Origin of the sequence: Paenibacillus macerans (genome assembly GCF_900454495.1) — a bacterium.
Classification (GTDB): Bacteria; Bacillota; Bacilli; order Paenibacillales; family Paenibacillaceae; genus Fontibacillus; species Fontibacillus macerans.
This window is the reverse complement of the sequence record NZ_UGSI01000002.1, coordinates 599,131-616,160: the sequence shown is the minus strand read 5'-3', so window position 1 is coordinate 616,160 and position 17,030 is coordinate 599,131. Positions and strand designations below refer to the sequence as shown.

The following is a 17,030-nucleotide window of genomic DNA, read 5'->3' as shown; positions in this document are numbered from 1 at the left end:
ATTTGAAGGCCGACGGTCCTCGTCATTCCGGAAGCCGGCTGCTGTCAAACATACTTCCCAAGCCGAGCTGTTTTAGCTAGCTCAAAACTAAAAACGGCGCTTGACGATCAGAAAGACGCGGCCTCTCGGGCGAGCCGTCATTCTTACGGTTGCCAGCGCCGTTATTTCGGCATAATGTGACCAAAACAAAATTTAACGGTTGCCATAAAGCTAATTTTTGCTTTTTTCCGCGGATTCGAGCCTTTTTCACCCAAGTAAGCGCCGTTGCAACCGTTAGAAATTGAAACCCCCGCTTTTCAGCTAAATAACGGCTATCACAACCGTTAGCGAAAGACCCAAGCCCCCGGATGCCGAACCCGCTAACTCCAATAACGAATGAATCGAATGAAGTGGTAAGCAGCCGGTCTTGCCATTGCTACATCCGGTTTGATGCTGCCGCCGGAGTCCCTCGACATACAGCCTATAACCGCTGCCAAGCCGTTAATCCGGCCGGTCCAAGCGGTATAGATTGCGGTAGCGCGGTTCGGACTTCATCAGTTCGGCGTGGGTGCCCCGCATCAGGATGCGGCCATGCTCCATAAAAATAATCTCGTCCATCTTCTCCGCGCCGACCAGATGGTGCGTCACCCAGATGAGCGTTTTGCCCTGCGTCGTGCGGAAGATCGTCGCCAGCAGCTCACGCTCCGTGCGCGGATCGAGCCCTACGGTCGGCTCATCGAGGATGAGCACGGGCGTGTCCTGCAGCAAGATCCGCGCCAGCGCCACGCGCTGCCGTTCGCCGCCGGAGAAACGCTGGCCCGTTTCGCGCATCGGCGTGTTCAGGCCCTCCGGCAGCGCCGAGATCAGCGGGCCCAGCTGCGCAGCTTGCGCGGCCCGGCGGATCTCCTCGTCCGCAGCCTCCGGCCGGGCGAGCCTGATGTTGTTCGCCACCGTCGTGTCGAACAGATGCGGGCTCTGATTCAGAACGGACACGTACTCCGGCATCCGTTCGCCTAAGGCCGCGGCGGGGACGCCGTTAAACGTCACCGTTCCATCGCTTGGGGCAAGCGCCCCCTGGATCAGCTTCAGCAGCGTCGACTTGCCCGCGCCGCTGCGGCCGATCACGGCAACCCGCTTGCCCTGCGGGATGTCCAGCGACACACCGTCCACGGAAATGGCGCCGCCCGCCGCATACGCGAAGCGCACGCCCTGCAGCCGAATGTGGACGGCTTGAGCAGCCTCCGGGGCCATGCCGCGGAATCCCCCGCTCCCGCCGGCAACGCCCGCTCCGCCAGCGGCCTGCCGCTGCTCACCGCCGGAGTGCTCGATCCGCTCCAGCCGCGCCAACGACACGCCGTACTGCGGGATACGCTCCACCGCGTCCGAGACGGGCAAAAACGCGTCCGCCAGCGGAAACACGATCAGCACAAACGCGGCGATCAGCGTGGCGTCGATCTGTCCGGCCGCGGCCTGCCCGCCGGCCCAGTACACCATCGAGACGACGGCGAGGCCAACGACCATTTGTCCGATCAGGCTCCGCCAGCGCGCCCATGCCCGCAGCTTGCGGTCTTTGCGGGCCACGGCCGCCTCATCCCGCTCGTACGAGGCCAGGAATTCGTCCGCCCGGCCGCTGATCACCCAATCGCCGATGCCCATGACGGCGTCGGTCAAGGTGCGGTACAGCCCGCCACGCTCGCGTTTGACCTCTTCGTTGGTCCGCCGGGTCAGCCGCAGCGTCACATAGGGCAGCACCGCCACCAAAACAAAAATGTACCCCGCCAGCAGCAAAGCGAACGTCACATCGAAAAATCCCATCGCAATTACGGCCGCGGCATACAAAATCAAAGCGACCAGACCCGGAAACACGGTGCGGATATATACGTTCTGCAGCTGTTCGATATCATCGGCCAGCGCCCCGAGAATGTCCCCCGTCCGGTAGCGGGAGCGGATAAAAAGCGCCTGGGGTTCCAAAATCCGGTACAGGCGCACCCGCATCCGGGCCAAAATCCGCAGCACCGTGTCATGCCCGACCAGCCGCTCGACATAGTGGATGACCGCCCGGCCGATCCCAAATGTGCGCACGCCGACGATCGGCACGTACACCAGCAAAATATTGTAAGGCTGCAGCGCCGACTTCGAGATCAGAAAACCGGAAGTAAACATCAGCATGCCGGCGGAGAGCAGCGTAAGCACACCGAGGAGCAAATAAAGGGCAAACCGTCCGCTGTATAAACGAAAATAAGGGCCAATCCAAGACTCCCGCTTCATCCGATCTCCTCCCGCTGCGCCGCAACCATGCGGTAATAAGCGCCCCGTTTCTTCATCAACTCGCCATGCGTTCCCGTTTCCGCTACCCGGCCCTGCTCCATCACGATAATGCAGTCCATCTCCCGCATCCAATGCAGGCGGTGCGTCGCCAGCAATACAAGCTTGCCTTCAAACAAAGGCAGCATCGTATTCTTTAATTCGTATTCCGTCTCGATGTCCAAATGGGCCGTCGGCTCGTCGAGCAAAATGATCGGCCGTTTGCTGACTAAAGCCCGGGCCAGCGCCACCCGCTGCTCCTGGCCGCCGCTCAGCGTCCGACCGCCGCCGCCGATCGGCTCGTCCAGCCCGCCGGGCAAGCTGCGCGCCAATTCCCCGAGCCCGGCCGCCACCGCCGCCCGCTCCACGTCCCCGCGCGACGCCCCGGGCGCATGGAAGCTTATATTATCGGCCAGGCTGCCGCTGAAAATATACGGACGCTGCGGAATATAAGTGATTTGCTCCCGCCAGCCCGCGGCCGTCAAGTCGCCCAGCGCGCTGCCGTTCAGCTCAAAGCCGCCGGATGTCGGCCGCAAAAACCCGCCGATCACGTCGATCAGCGTCGACTTTCCGGCTCCGCTTTCGCCGATGATGCCGATTTTGCCCATGCCGCGTAGCGACAGCCGGACGTCCTCCAGCGAGGCCTTGGCCTCCCGCTCATGAATCATGCCTACGTCATGCAAGGCCAGCGTACTGTCCGCCGTCCACGCCCAGGCCACGCCTTCCGGCACCGGCGCCGCCTGGGACGCCTCCTCCTCCGCCGCCGTGATGATCGCCTGCATCGCTTCTCCGGCTTCTTTCCCGTCCAGGGTGGCGTGGAAGTCCGCCCCGACCATCCGCACCGGCAAAAAATACTCCGGCGCCAAAATCAGCACGGTCAGCGCGGGCAGCAGCAGCATTTCCCCGTTCACCAGCCGCAGCCCGAGGCTGACCGCCACCGAAGCGACCGACAGCATCGTAAAGAAGTCGAGCGCAAACGAAGACAAAAAGGCGACCCGCAGCGTGCGCATTGTTGCCGAACGGTAGGAGTCGCTCACCCGGGCGATCGAGTTCTGATGCGATTTGCTGCGCCCGAGGAATTTCAGCGTCTCCAGACCGCGCAGCGAATCGACGAAATGGTTCGCCAACACGCGGTACGATTTGAGCTGCCGCTCCGTTTGCTTCCGCGCCGCCAGCCCGAGCAAAATCATAAACGCGATCAAAATTGGCATCGTGATCGTCAGGATAACCCCGGAAGCGAGATCCAGCTTATAAACGTAGGCCAAAATCAGCACCGGCGTCAGCCCGGTCGCCAGCATCCGCGGCAGAAACAGCTCCAGGTAATTGCGGAATTTGGCCACGCCCTCCAGCACCAAGGTCACCAGGTTCCCTGTGCCTTCGGTTCCAGTGAACCGCGGACCCAGTTGAAACAGCTTCTCCAGCACCTGCTTCCGCAGGTCCCGCCCCGTCTCTTCCGCAAAGCGGTAGGCCGTCTTCTGCATCGTCAGCGCGCAAATTTGCCGCACCATAAAAGCAAGCAGGAACAAACCGGCCCCGCCGGCTTGTTCCTGCAGCTTGGCGCCGGCAAACAGGGCGGAGACGATCTCCGCCAGCCATTTAGCCTGCCCGATGATTGCGATGCTCTGAAGCAGGGTCAGCAGGGCCATGATCGCCATGACCGGCCGCACCCCTTGAAATTTCATCAAACCGCGTCCCATTAATATTCCAAATGCTCCTTCTCGTGTACGCGTTTATGGAAAACGAAATAACTCCAAATTTGGTACCCCAGCACAAACGGCAGCAGGGTTAAAGACACGATCGTCATGACCTTCAGCGAATACGGCCCGGAAGACGCGTTCTGGATCGTCAGGGAAAACGTCTCGCTGATCGAGCTGACCATGACGCGCGGGAACAACCCGATAAACACCGCCGCGATCGATAAGGCGATCATCGTTCCGGTCATGCCGAACGCCCAGCCGTCTTTTTGCTTGGAGATAAACCATCCCCCCAGCACAAAGGCGATAACGCCGAGCAACCCTACCAGCCCGAGCACCAAGCCGCGGACTTGGAACACGTCCGTCTGGAAGTAGGTCAACATGCCAAACAGTACGAACAATACGGCGAGCGGAATCAGCATTTTATGCGCCAGCTTGCGGGCCCGCTCCCGCAAGCTGCCCGTCGTGCGCAGCGAGGCGAACAGCAGGCCGTGCACAAGGCACAGCACCACGACCGTAATGCCGCCGACCAGCGTGTAGACGTTCACCATATCGAACAGGCCGGCCTTCATTTCCATGTCCCCGTCGATCGGCAGGCCTTTCATCAGACCGGCGAACACCACGCCGAGCAGGAACGGCGGCAGCAGGCTGCCGAGAAAAATCGCGGCGTCCCAGGTCGACTTCCATTTCTCGCTGCCGACCTTGCCGCGGAATTCAAACGCGACCCCGCGGGCGATCAGCGCCAGCAGCAGCACGACGAGCGGGGTGTAATATCCGCTGAACATCGTGGCGTACCAGTTCGGAAACGCGGCGAACATCGCGCCGCCCGCCGTCAGCAGCCATACCTCGTTGGCATCCCAGAACGGTCCGATCGAGTTGATCAGCACGCGGCGCTCCATATCATTTTTTGCCAAAAACCGGGTGCTCATTCCGATGCCGAAATCAAAACCTTCCAAAAAGAAGAAACCGATGAACAACACCGCGACAAGGATAAACCACAGCTCATTAAGAGACAGCATGATAACCCTCCTTACCAAATGGATCCGTCGAATGGTCGGCACCGGCGCCGTCCTCATTCGGCCCTTTCTTGATAACTTTAACGAACAGGTAGGCCATCACCGCTCCAAGCACCGCGTAAATCAGCGTGAACGCGATCAGGGAGAACAAAATTTGCCCGCCGGTGACGCTCGGCGACACGCTGTCCTTCGTCTGCATCAGGCCGAATACCGTCCACGGCTGACGGCCGATTTCCGTCATGATCCAGCCGGACGTATTGGCGATAAACGGCAGCGAGATCGACCACAGCATCGCGCGGTAGAACCATTTGTTCGGACGGTCCAGCTTTTTGCGCCAAGCGAGATACGTCCCGTAAAGTCCAAGCAGGATCATCAGACAGCCGGCGGCGATCATGATCCGGAAGCTCCAGAAGGTCGTCCGCACCGGCGGAATATAATCCCCAGGCCCATATGATTGTTCATATTCGGCCTGAAGCTCGTGCATTCCTTTTACTTCGCCGGAAAATTTGCTGTAAGACAGGAAGCTGAGCAGGTAAGGGATTTTGATTTCAAAGTCGTTTTTCCCGTTGCCCGAATCGATGTGCGCGTACAGCGTCCACGGCGCCGGGTCGCCGGATTTGCCCCACAGGCCTTCGGACGCGGCCATTTTCATCGGCTGCGTTTTGACCAGATACTGCGCTTGCTGATGGCCGAACAGCGCCGTGGCGAACGAAGCGATTAAAGCAACGATGATGCCGATCGTAAACGATTTTTTGAAAAAGGACGTATCCTGGCGTTTCAGCAGCTTATACGCGCTGACCCCGGCGATCATAAACGCTCCTGTGGCAAACGCGCCAAGCACGGTATGCGGGAATTCCACCCACAGCTGGCCGTTGCCGATCAGCGCAAAGAAGTCGTTCATTTCCGCACGGCCGTTATTGATTTCAAACCCGACCGGGCGCTGCATGAACGAGTTGGCCGCCAAAATCCAGAACGCCGATACCGTCGTCCCCAGAGCCACCAGCCAAATGCACAGCAGATGCACCTTCTTGGACAGGCGATCCCAGCCGAAGATCCACAGTCCGATAAAGGTCGATTCCATAAAGAAGGCGAACAGCGCTTCCACCGCGAGCGGCGCGCCGAACACATCCCCTACGAACCGCGAGTAATCGGACCAGTTCATTCCGAACTGGAATTCCTGAAGAATCCCCGTTACGACCCCGACCGCAAAGTTGATCAGGAACAGTTTTCCCCAGAATTTGGCCATCCGTTTGTACTCTTCTTTTCCCTTTACGACGTACATCGTCTCCATGATCGCGATCAGGACGACTAGGCCGATGGACAGAGGCACAAAGAAGAAATGGAAAATCGTCGTGACCGCAAACTGAAGCCGTGCAAGCAGAATCGGATCCAACATTTCATTCCCCTACTTTCGAATAATTATTATCTAATGTGAATTCTAGCACTCATTGATGAAAACGAACGCCGAAAAAATAATAATTTTGTGACAGAAATCACATGATGTATGTCACAAAGGCGGAATTGGAGCCGAAAACCCGCGCCATTACTGGACTTTTTAAATGCCACAAAAAGTTTGACATTATTGTGAATGAGATCACTTCCTATCGTCCAGCAGATGCCGGACCGTCAATATCGGATGCCGCAACAGCATTTTCGGTCCGGCGTAAGCCATGATTCTGCGGATTTTGTCCCGCTGTTTGGGCGCATAGCAGTGGACCGGACACGCCCGGCAGGTCGTTTTGTCTTCGCCGAACCGGCAGCGGGCGAGCCGCTCCAACGCGTATCGGTGCAGCTCCGCGCATTCCGGGCACAGGCCGGGTTCGCTTCCGGCGGCGGCTTCGTCCCGGCCGGTCCGTTCCCGGTGGCTATGCCGGCGCCGGCAATAAAGGGAAATCATCAGGGCCACCGTCGCCTTCTCGCGGCGGATCCGCGGCCCTTCTTTTTCCGATTGCATCCTTCCAACCTTCAATACTCCGCCCTCCCTTTTGCGAGCGTTCCGGGAGCAAACACTTTTCGCCACCCCAGCCAAATCGCGATGATCAGCAATAACGCATAGACGATAACGCCAAACGGAACCGTGGTCGCCGCCCAATGCAGTAGTCCCATGCCGCCAAGCAGGAACATAAGCGGCAGTAACTTCAATCCTTCGCTTTGCTGCGTGGCCTCAAACGGTTCCGAGAAGGGAAGCCCTTTGCGCAAATAGGCGAAGCACAGGATGGCGAACAATTGCAGCGCCAGGCCGGTGACAACCAGGTCGGGAATGATATGCGCCCCGAACAACAGGACGAAAATCAGGCCTTCCAGCACGAACAAAGGCAGCAGCAGCCGAACCAGACAAGCGAGCAGCGCCCCCTTGTATACCGGCCCCTCCTCCCGGATCGGCAGCACCCGGTAAATCCAGGCGGCCTTGTGTTTGCCGGAATATCGCAGCATCATAATGACGGTAGGCAGCATCAAGCCGCAGAAATAAATAAACAAATATTTGCGGGTTCCGGCCAGCCCCTGAAGTCCGTTTCCGAAGCCATCGGTAAACAGAAAAATAAACGGGAATATAATCGAAAACCCCAGCGTCGGGTACACTTTAAGCTTAAACTCCCGCTCATTCCCCAGCATCGACCAGGCGAACCGGAAAAATACTCTCTCCTGCGGGTCCCGGCACAGCCACTCGGCCAGCCGCTTCAATGCGGTTCCGGTCCGCTGTCCGCGCCGCCGTCCCGGCTCCGCCAGCTTCTGCAAATTCCTTTCCAGGGCAGGCGCCAACTTCAGATACAGGGCGAAAGCGGCCAGCGGCACGAGCAGAGACAACAGGGCGAGGGCCGTGTACGGCCTTCCGTTCCCCGGATCCAGCACCGTCTCGAACGCCGCTCCGAACCAAATCGGCGGGATGAAATACTGCCACCATCTTGGCTGGAACACGACGTTTAAGTCGGCAAAATCGAAAAGCCGGACCACCAGCTGATACCCGACCGTGATGCCGATCGTCAACCCGATCTGCACATAGTTGATGATGTCCTTCAGCTTTTCGCCGTCAAAGAAGCGCAGCACCGCCAAATACAGCAGCGCGGTGATGACAACAATGAGCATATCCATCAGCACCAGCCCCAACAGCAGCAACACCGTAAACCCGGCCCCGTGCTTAAGCAGCCCGACGGCCAGCGGCACCGCCGCAATCGCGCCGGTCAGAAAAAACAGGTAGAAAAAAATGTGCAGCGCCTTGGCCATGGCGATCGTCCGGCGGTTCACCGGCCTGACCGCCAGGATGCTCCGGTCCCGGATATCCAGCAGCACCGCGGAAAAATCGGAAATCATCGAGGTCATGACTATAAACATCATAATGCCAAACAACATGCTTACCTGAAACAGGTAGTTGTCTCCGGCCGCCACGATGATGCCACCCAGCGCGCCAAAAATAAAGTAAAGCCACAAGGAGCCAAAAAACTGGTTTCTCTCCTTTTCCTTCCCGAAGCGGTCTTTTCCCCGATCCGCCTCCTTTCGGGATTTTCCGACAATGGTGGGCACCCGCCGGGCATCCATCGTCAGCTTCACCTGCAGGATGCGGCGCATAACGGGATAGTCTACCCCCATTTGCTCGAACAGCCCGCGGAACCGGTCCAACACCTTCAGCGACTTCATCTCGTTCATAACTACACCTCTTGCACGATCGCCACAAACTGTTCGGCGATGCTTTGATGCTCGTTAAATCCGGTCAACTGGTTAAACACCTGTTCCAGGGAGCCCTCTTTAAATTGGCCTTTAAGCTGCTCGAAGCTGCCGTCGGCGACCACGATTCCCCGGTCCAGCAGGATGATCCGATCGCTGATTTTTTCCACCACGTCCATAATGTGCGAAGAATAAAAAATCGTTTTCCCCTGCGCGGCCAGCAAAGCGAGAATTTCCTTCACCACCATGACGCTGTTGGCGTCAAGCCCGCTGAGCGGCTCGTCCAGGAACAAAATGTCCGGGTTATGCAGCAGGCTGGAAATAAGCAGCACCTTCTGCTTCATCCCTTTGGAAAACGTGGCGATACGGACGTCGTAAACATCCTTAAGGCCGAAACGTTCCGCAAGCCGGCGCGCTTTGCTCTCCGCATCGTCCGCAGGCAAGCCGTAAAGCTCGCCGATAAACGTCAAATATTCCCGCGCCGTCAGCGTATCGTAAATTTCCGCCACTTCCGGCACATAACCGATGCGTTTTTTGTACTCCACGCTTTCATCCTGCGGGCTGGCGCCCAAAATCCGGACCTCGCCGGAATACCCTTCGATCAGTCCCAGCATGATTTTGACCGTCGTGCTTTTGCCCGCCCCGTTTGGACCGATGTAGCCGATGATTTGCCCCGGATACACGTCCAAATCAATTCCGTTTAATACAAATTTGTCTCCAAATCTCATACGCAAATCCCGCAGCGTGATGACAGGTTCATTGTTGCCGACCATTTTCTCCATCCCTTCTCAAGGTTAATCCGTCTAGAGTCTTACAGTCTTACAGTCTTAGAGTCTTAGAGTCCTACCTTCTTTCCTTCCACGTTTTGTACAATCCCACTAAACAAGCCACTGCTCCAAGCAAGCTAAGGAATTTATCATAGCCCTCATCGTTCCATGTTTTTAATGTAGCAGTTATTGTCACTAGAAGCAGTATCAGATAAAAAAGATATCTCCACTTATAATCATACCTCATCTTGAACCACCTCACGGCCCACCAAAATAGTGAATTTTATTACAAACTTAATAATATTATAGTTTTACACAAAATCCATATATTGAAATAAATTTATACTTTTTTCAAAATAAAATTCTCCGTTATGGATAATGAAAACAAATAAATTATCCTTATTTGCAAATTAAATTTTAATCGTGATATACTTTTACTGGAAATTAATCGCATCCGGGCTCCGAAGGAGGTGGTTATGCATTAACCGGAATGAAGTCCAAACGCTCAAAAAAGGACTGGATATCTTCCATTTGCTGATCGATTCGCCCGGCCTCACGGCCCAGGAAATCATCGAAAAGCTGCAGCTTAACCAAAGCACCGCCTACCGCTTGATCAGCACCTTGGAACAAAACCGCTTCATCGCCAAAAACAGCGGCAGCCGGTACGCCGTGTCGGATGTCTTCATCTCCAGGCTGTTTGCAAACTACCCGCAGAAACAAGACTATTTCAGGTGGCGCTCCGTTTCTCATCTCGATCAATTGAGCCGGGAAACCGGGGAGACCGCCTACATCGGGATGCTGCAGGGAACGGAAATGATGATCACGCAAGCCGTGCCCGGCAAATATGCTACACGTACCCATCATGAATCCGGAGACCGCCTGCCGCTGCATGCCGATGCCATCGGCAAATGCCTGCTGGCCTTTCAGGAGCGGGAGGAACAAAGCCGGATCATCGAGCAGTTGTCTTTGGAAAAACTGACGGAGCATTCGATCACGTCCCGGGAATTGTTCCGGGAGGAGCTGGAGCGGATTCGGCAAAACGGTTATTCGTTGGACAACGAAGAGGGGGAAATCGGCGTACGCTGCATCGGCGCCCCGATCCGCAAAGGAGATCAGGTTATCGCGGCGATCGCGTTATCCGGTCCATCCAACCGGCTGTGCAGGGACAAGGATCCCGTGCATATCCGCATGGTTAAGGATTGCGCCAGAGCGATATCGGAAACACTTTAACAGCAAAGCTATCAAATGGAGAAAGGAAGGATTTACATATGGATTTTGTCACATTAAACAATGGAGTAAAGATGCCGCAGCTCGGGTTTGGCGTATGGCAGGTCAAAGACGAGGAAGCCACTGCGGCGGTAGCCAAAGCGCTGGAAGTCGGATACACTTCCATCGATACGGCGATGATTTACCGCAACGAGGTTGGGGTCGGCAAAGCGATCAAGCAGTCGTCCGTTCCCCGCGAAAATCTGTTTATTACAACCAAGGTGTGGAACGCCGACCAAGGCTACGACAATACGCTGCGCGCTTTTGACGAAAGCCTGGAGCGGCTTGGTCTCGATTACATCGACCTTTATCTGATCCACTGGCCGACGCCGAAATTCGATCAGTACGTGGACACCTATAAAGCGCTGGAAAAACTGTACCGCGACGGCCGCGCCAAAGCGATCGGCGTCTGCAACTTCGAAATCGAGCATCTCGAGCGCCTGCTGAACGAAACGGAAATCAAACCGGTGCTCAACCAGGTGGAGTGCCACCCGCATTTGTCCCAAAATGAGCTGAAGGCGTTTTGCGCGAAGCACGATATTTTCATCGAAGCGTGGAGCCCGTTGGAGCAAGGCGGCGACGTGCTGAAGGACCCGGTTGTCAAGGAAATTGCCGAGGCCCACGGCAAAACAGCGGCCCAAGTCGTGCTGCGCTGGCATCTGCAAAACAACACCATCGTCATCCCGAAATCGGTCACCCCTTCGCGGATTGAGGAGAACTTCAACGTGTTCGATTTCAAGCTGGCGGACAGCGACATGGAGCGGATCAACAAGCTCAACATCAACCGCCGCAAAGGCTCGAATCCGAACGAAATGCACGTGCGTTAAGCATTTAAGAAGAGTTGTCCCATACGAGACAACTCTTCTTTTATTCCTCACTGAGCGTTGCTCATGTTTTTATCAAGCAAAAGTTCTTGGCCCTTTTGTTCTATAGAGGAAAGTGCTTCATCAAGCGTAATACTTCCTTCATACGCTTTTTCAATTTCAGTATCTGCATAAGCATTTAATAACTCATTAAAACGATGTGAGAGCCTTAAATTACTTTGCGGCTGGTACGGATTCATTTTAGGTTTATAAAAAGCATCCAGGTTATGACTGTCACCGGTCATTGCACTTCTTCTTAAAGGCAAGCTGTCCCGGAGCGTTGATTTTAACGTCACCCTGGTAAATTCCTCACTGTTAATATACTTCACCACTTCCCATGCCGCAGATAAATTCGCTGACTGCGAGTTAATAGAAAGCATGTATTGAATCCATATGGAGTCTTCACTAAACAGTTGGTCGTCGTTAGAGGGCAGGCTAACCACGTCCCAGTTTGGCACTTCTTCCGGCTTTAATTCTTCGGCCAGCCTCAAATCATTCATAAAGTAATGCCCTTCTATGGCCATAGCTACTTGATTGGTAATAAAAGGATTCAGCAATAACCTTTCCTGATATGTCATACCTGGCTTAAGCTTGTCTTGATCGGAATTTTGGTAAATAGCATCTTCTTTATAAGTGTCAAAAACGGATTGAAAAATATTTTTCCAACTAGGTGTGTTTAATGTCATCCTTTTATGCTCTAAATCGATATATTTCAGGTCATTGTTTGCCCCAATTTTTAGAGCCAATTGAAAAAGAGACGAATTGGCCGAGTTGAACCTTATTCCATAGGATGATGTACTACTAGGGGAAAATCTCCGGGCAAGCTGCATTAACTCCTCCCATGTCATTGCATCTGTAGGATACGGAACTTGGAACTTATCGAATAAATCTTTATTGTAATAGACTCCCGTGCCATAAAAGTTTGGGGTTAGCGCAAAAAGCTGTCCTGAACCGATAGAACGTATGTAATCGACGATAGCAGGATGCAATTTTTCAATATCGAAGCGATCCTGATTAATGAGTGAGTCCAAATTATATAATTGTCCTAAATTTCCGTATCTCTCTACTTGCTCCGGAAATAAAAATAGCACATCCGGTTGCTGCTCTTTGATTACTTGATCATAAGCAAGCTGAATTTCTTCACCGTCAGCCGAAGGAGCAACGTAAGGGAACGGAATTACAACAAATTCTATATTGGGGTATTTTGCGCTCAATAAGGACCCATAGTTCGTGAAAAAGGCCTCCTCGCTTTCATACAATACCTTAACAACTTCTTTGGTTTCGTTCTTTTGGGATTTGAACAAGTTAATATCAGTACAACCGACACAGAGTATCATGGTTAAAAAAGTGCAGAGTAATACTTTTATATTCATTAGCTCACCGCTTTCTATGGTATTTTACCTATGAAAGTACCGTTCCCTTCTGATAACTGTTAGCTTGTAACAAAAACATTTTGGCATAATATCCATTTTGAGCAAGAAGCTCTTCGTGTTTCCCTTGCTCAACAATTTTCCCTTCTCTCATCACTAAAATTAAATCTGCATTCACACAGCTACTTAAACGATGTGATATTAATATAGTAGTTTTCCCTTTTGACAAGTTTGCAAAATTTTCACAAAGAGAGGCTTCAGCAAATGGGTCCAATGATGCTGCTGGTTCATCTAGTATGATAACTTCGGAGTCTCGAATAAAAGCACGACTTATTGCAATCCTATGCCACTGACCGCCTGAAATTTCAGTTCCCCCATTAAAACTTCTTCCTAATTGAGTATTAAAACCGAAGGGGAGTTGATTAATAAATGTATATGCCCCGCCTTTTTTAGATGCTTCAAGTATTTTATCTTGGTCATGAATATATTTTATATTTCCAAAGGAAATATTTTCACTTACCGTCAACTCATATTTGCCAAAGTCCTGAAACAATGCGCTTACATGATTAAACACTCTATTTATCGGTAATTGCTTCAATTCTTTATTTCCATAGTAAATACTACCATCATATGTGCGATATAGCCCTAACAGACATTTGACAAGTGTGCTTTTTCCGGCCCCATTATCTCCAACAATTGCTACTCTTTCCCCTGGTTTAATGCTAAATGAGAGATGATCAAGTACTACCCGATTATTATCATACGAAAATTGAAGATCTTTTACAACAATACCATTCCCTATGAAATCTTTATCCTCATTAGAAAATGATTTATCAATATTGTTGTACTCTGTTGTTAACTCATCAGACATTTCAAGAAATTGAATTAATTCCTGTATTGCTAATGCGTTGGCATACAATGAAGAAACAGAATATGAAAGAGAAACTAATATACCTTGAACAGATACAAATGCTTGTGTTATAGCAGTATAATCCCCTATTGTTAACTTATTTTTTATTCCAACCCATATAATAAAACCTAAATTTACTGCAATTAGCAGTGTAGTAAATATCTCAGTACCTGTCCTTAAATATGTGCTATAAACCTCAAAAGAAAATTTTTTTCTTGTGTACGTAACATAGAGTCTTCTCCATCTATCGATCAAGTGGTTCTGTAATTGAAACACTCTTATCTCTTTAGCACTGTCTCTATGTTTTAACAAATTTAAAAAATAGTTAATTAGTCTTGTCAAAGGAGTTATTTCTTTATTGAGTTTAAAATTCAGTTTACTTACTTTTATGTTAATAATCAGTGGAAAAATAGCAAAAATCACAACTGATATACTTGTTATCCAATGGATCGTGGAAATAAGTCCAATAATAGTTGTGAGAGTAAGAAGATTTTGGAGTATATTTAATGGACCATTAAACATTTCTACAACCCTTTGACTCTGTCCAGACGATACACGTAATAATTGATCATAGAACTCACTTTTTTCAAAATGAAGAATAGGGATCGTCGAAGTTTTAGTAATTATTTTTTCTTCAGTTGCATACGTAATTTTATTTTGCATTTTAATACTATTTAATCTATCAATTGCAATTAAAATATGACTTAGAACCATGGTTATTGCTTGTAATCCTAAATACTTAATTACTATATCGATAGCAACGTCTCCTTGTAGAACATTACTTATTGAATCAATTAATAATTTTGTTACCAATAAATGTAGGCTTGGAATAATTGCCTGCCCAATTTTCAAAAAAATTGAAAATATAATTTCTAATTTTGCAACATACCAAAAGTATAGTACAAACCGAATGCTTACTCGGGTTATAAACCTTAGTTTGGATATAGTTAACATTCCCTGTATACCCCATTCAGTTGAATAAAATTGTATCGCTGATAAACAAAACGTTTATCAGCGATAATTTATCCCCGCATTAATAAATTTTAGATTATTTTTCCTAACAAGTTCCTGTACTACAAGTTTTGTCTCCTACACTTCTTGAAAAGCGATTTCTTCCGCTAGCAATTTCAGTCCCTCTATCAATTGGGCTTTCACATCCGCAACATGTGTACTGTACCCAATCACAATATTTGTAAGAGGAATCACTTGGGTCCGTGGTGCAGTTTGAATAATACGTACATGTTTTCTTTGTAAGATCCATTATTGTAATCATTTTAAATCCTCCTTATTTTTTGCGGGGATAAGAAGCTTATCTCGCTGTTGGTCTATTATATATAACCAATTTCTAATGTCGAATGTTACATTGAATTATAAAAAATATTAAATTATTATTTTTTTATTATTTTTGTAACAAAACCTCCTTTTTTGGTGTTATATGTTATAAAAATGTTTTTAAGGAGGTATTATATGACTTTAGTTATCTATTTTCGAGTCTTTCTTGCTGTCATTATGATTTCTTCAGGTATTTTAAAATTGTTTTCTTTAAAATCATTTAAGGTAACTGTATCAAAACTAATCCAATCTAGAAAATTAATATCATTCGGAACTTATCTCATTATTCTTTTAGAGTTACTTTGTGGCATTTTATTATTTTTAGATAATTTATCTTCTTACGGTGTCTATATTTCATTTTTATTAATTTCAAGTTATTTATGGGCTGTTTGGAGAGCTACAGCACTGAAATCAAAAATTACATGCAATTGCTTCGGTGACTGGGTTCCAGAAGAACTTGGGAAGTCTACATTGTACAGAATTTTCGCTCTTACTATATTATCTATCGTTCTACTATTTAGTACTGCAAGTTTGAACTTAGTTGATCCATATGAAGTTTTATTATCTGTCCTATTAAGTGTCTCATTTATATGTTTATATGCGGTCTCTAATTCTTTCTTAAAATTCAATAAAATATCAAAATAGGAGGATTGAATAAAAAATGAGTTTCTTACAATTATTCGAAGTTGCTCAATGGTTCATAATTATAATTATGCTTTTTTTTATGACCTATATTTTCAATAAGAGCTACGAAGCTGCTTCAGTAAATTATTCCATGACAGAATCTAATAGCAACAAACACCTTGAAATAGGAAGCTTTTTCCCAAGCCTCAGTCTTTTAACAATAACAAATGAAGTAATTGAACTAAATAATTCGAATCATTTAGGTTCTATCGTTCTTTTTAGTGTACATGGTTGTAATGCTTGTGAGAGACTCTATCCACAAATGGACTCTATAGCAGATAACTTGCCTAACTACCAAGTCATCTCCATAATGATAGCTCCATTAAATAGTGTTATTTACAATAAAAGTAAATATAAATTAAAACTTCCGATTCATCACGTTGAACTTGATGAAATGTACAAATATGGAACAAGTACTTTCCCTTTTTGTTATGTTGTTTCTAACACTGGGGAAATCATAAATAAGGGAATTATTCAAAATAGAGATGATATAGGTGTATTGCTTCAAAACAATATTTCTACTGTTAATATGGATGAAGTTAGTTAAAAAAAAGAGAAGGATCGAGAGGATATTTTTATTAAAAGGAGAAATCCAATGCTTTCAAAAAATGATCTTGAGAATTTCTCACTTTTGAATAATGATCGTCAAAAGAAAGTATTCAAACATTTTTATCGCTCATATTATAATTTTGTAAATTCAACTGTCCGGAATCATTACTCAACAGAAGACATTTTGCAGGAAGCATTTATTAGAATAATAGGGAGAGATTTAACTAAAATTAATGAGAATAAATTAAAACCTTGGTTACTTACTGTAACAAGAAACACAACTTTAAATTATATCAGAAAATATAGAAGAGATAGTTGTTCGGTAAACATTGATGACATAATAAATAAGTTGCATGACTCCAATAACATTGCAGAATATATGAAATTAAAAAGTCTGCTACATGATATAACAGAGCTTCCTTTAAAACTAAGAGAAACTATTTATCTCCGAGTTGTAAAGCAATTAAGCTATAAAGAAATAGCCAATATATTAATGATAACTGAAGGTTCGGTAAAGCAGAATATATATAGAGCTAGAAAAATAATTCAAAATAATTATAGAGTCAATTTCATAATTCGATTCGAATATAGAGCTATAATTACCGAAAATAAAATGCTGCTTGTTTAAAAAAATAC

14 protein-coding genes are annotated in these 17,030 nt (G+C 48.8%); 5 read left to right on the top strand and 9 right to left on the bottom strand.

What is annotated here, in order from left to right; translation table 11 throughout:
* Window positions 1-480 precede the first annotated feature (480 nt).
* From cydC to DYE26_RS25845, 7 genes are all read right to left on the bottom strand, one after another.
* Entirely contained in the window at window positions 481-2,247 is a 1,767-nt protein-coding gene (gene cydC / locus DYE26_RS25875) for a thiol reductant ABC exporter subunit CydC (RefSeq protein ID WP_036619113.1), read from the bottom strand.
* Window positions 2,244-3,980, bottom strand: a complete 1,737-nt coding sequence (gene cydD, locus DYE26_RS25870) for a thiol reductant ABC exporter subunit CydD (RefSeq protein WP_036619112.1) — start codon at window positions 3,978-3,980, stop codon at window positions 2,244-2,246. Before cydD ends, cydC begins: the two co-directional genes overlap by 4 nt.
* Complete coding sequence (cydB, locus tag DYE26_RS25865; RefSeq protein ID WP_036619110.1) at window positions 3,980-4,996, bottom strand: cytochrome d ubiquinol oxidase subunit II; 1,017 nt, start codon at window positions 4,994-4,996, stop codon at window positions 3,980-3,982. The genes cydD and cydB overlap by 1 nt, the downstream gene beginning before the upstream one ends.
* The gene (locus DYE26_RS25860) at window positions 4,983-6,389 is read right to left on the bottom strand and encodes a cytochrome ubiquinol oxidase subunit I (RefSeq protein ID WP_371861009.1); all 1,407 of its coding nucleotides are present in this window, start codon (window positions 6,387-6,389) and stop codon (window positions 4,983-4,985) included. Before DYE26_RS25860 ends, cydB begins: the two co-directional genes overlap by 14 nt.
* Before the next feature lie 198 nt (window positions 6,390-6,587).
* The gene (locus tag DYE26_RS25855; protein ID WP_306436767.1) at window positions 6,588-6,962 is read right to left on the bottom strand and encodes a nitrous oxide-stimulated promoter family protein; all 375 of its coding nucleotides are present in this window, start codon (window positions 6,960-6,962) and stop codon (window positions 6,588-6,590) included.
* Window positions 6,959-8,635: an ABC transporter permease gene (locus tag DYE26_RS25850; protein ID WP_036619108.1), complete on the bottom strand. Its 1,677-nt coding sequence runs from the start codon at window positions 8,633-8,635 to the stop codon at window positions 6,959-6,961. Before DYE26_RS25850 ends, DYE26_RS25855 begins: the two co-directional genes overlap by 4 nt.
* Window positions 8,636-8,637: 2 nt before the next feature.
* Window positions 8,638-9,426 (bottom strand): ABC transporter ATP-binding protein, encoded by a 789-nt coding sequence (locus DYE26_RS25845; protein WP_036619106.1) that lies wholly within the window; start codon window positions 9,424-9,426, stop codon window positions 8,638-8,640.
* 417 nt (window positions 9,427-9,843) lie between these two features.
* On the opposite strand from DYE26_RS25845, the gene DYE26_RS25840 reads away from it, so the two are divergent.
* Both DYE26_RS25840 and DYE26_RS25835 read left to right on the top strand, forming a co-directional pair.
* Window positions 9,844-10,650, top strand: coding sequence for an IclR family transcriptional regulator (locus DYE26_RS25840; protein ID WP_082207633.1), 807 nt, complete (start codon window positions 9,844-9,846; stop codon window positions 10,648-10,650).
* Window positions 10,651-10,688: 38 nt separating this feature from the next.
* Entirely contained in the window at window positions 10,689-11,513 is an 825-nt protein-coding gene (locus tag DYE26_RS25835; RefSeq protein WP_036619104.1) for an aldo/keto reductase, read from the top strand.
* A 47-nt stretch (window positions 11,514-11,560) separates the two neighbouring features.
* On the opposite strand, the gene DYE26_RS25830 is transcribed toward DYE26_RS25835, so the two are convergent.
* Together DYE26_RS25830 and DYE26_RS25825 are read right to left on the bottom strand one after the other, a co-directional pair.
* Entirely contained in the window at window positions 11,561-12,922 is a 1,362-nt protein-coding gene (locus DYE26_RS25830; RefSeq protein ID WP_036619102.1) for an ABC transporter substrate-binding protein, read from the bottom strand.
* 28 nt (window positions 12,923-12,950) lie between these two features.
* Complete coding sequence (locus DYE26_RS25825; RefSeq protein ID WP_036619100.1) at window positions 12,951-14,783, bottom strand: ABC transporter ATP-binding protein; 1,833 nt, start codon at window positions 14,781-14,783, stop codon at window positions 12,951-12,953.
* A 513-nt stretch (window positions 14,784-15,296) separates the two neighbouring features.
* On the opposite strand from DYE26_RS25825, the gene DYE26_RS25820 reads away from it, so the two are divergent.
* The 3 genes from DYE26_RS25820 to DYE26_RS25810 are packed head-to-tail and all read left to right on the top strand — an operon-like array spanning window position 15,297 to window position 17,022.
* Complete coding sequence (locus tag DYE26_RS25820) at window positions 15,297-15,806, top strand: MauE/DoxX family redox-associated membrane protein (protein ID WP_164815256.1); 510 nt, start codon at window positions 15,297-15,299, stop codon at window positions 15,804-15,806.
* A 16-nt stretch (window positions 15,807-15,822) separates the two neighbouring features.
* Window positions 15,823-16,392: a hypothetical protein gene (locus tag DYE26_RS25815; RefSeq protein WP_036619098.1), complete on the top strand. Its 570-nt coding sequence runs from the start codon at window positions 15,823-15,825 to the stop codon at window positions 16,390-16,392.
* Window positions 16,393-16,440: 48 nt separating this feature from the next.
* On the top strand, window positions 16,441-17,022 hold the full coding sequence (locus DYE26_RS25810) for an RNA polymerase sigma factor (protein WP_036619096.1): 582 nt from the start codon (window positions 16,441-16,443) through the stop codon (window positions 17,020-17,022).
* The last annotated feature ends 8 nt before the right edge of the window (window positions 17,023-17,030 follow it).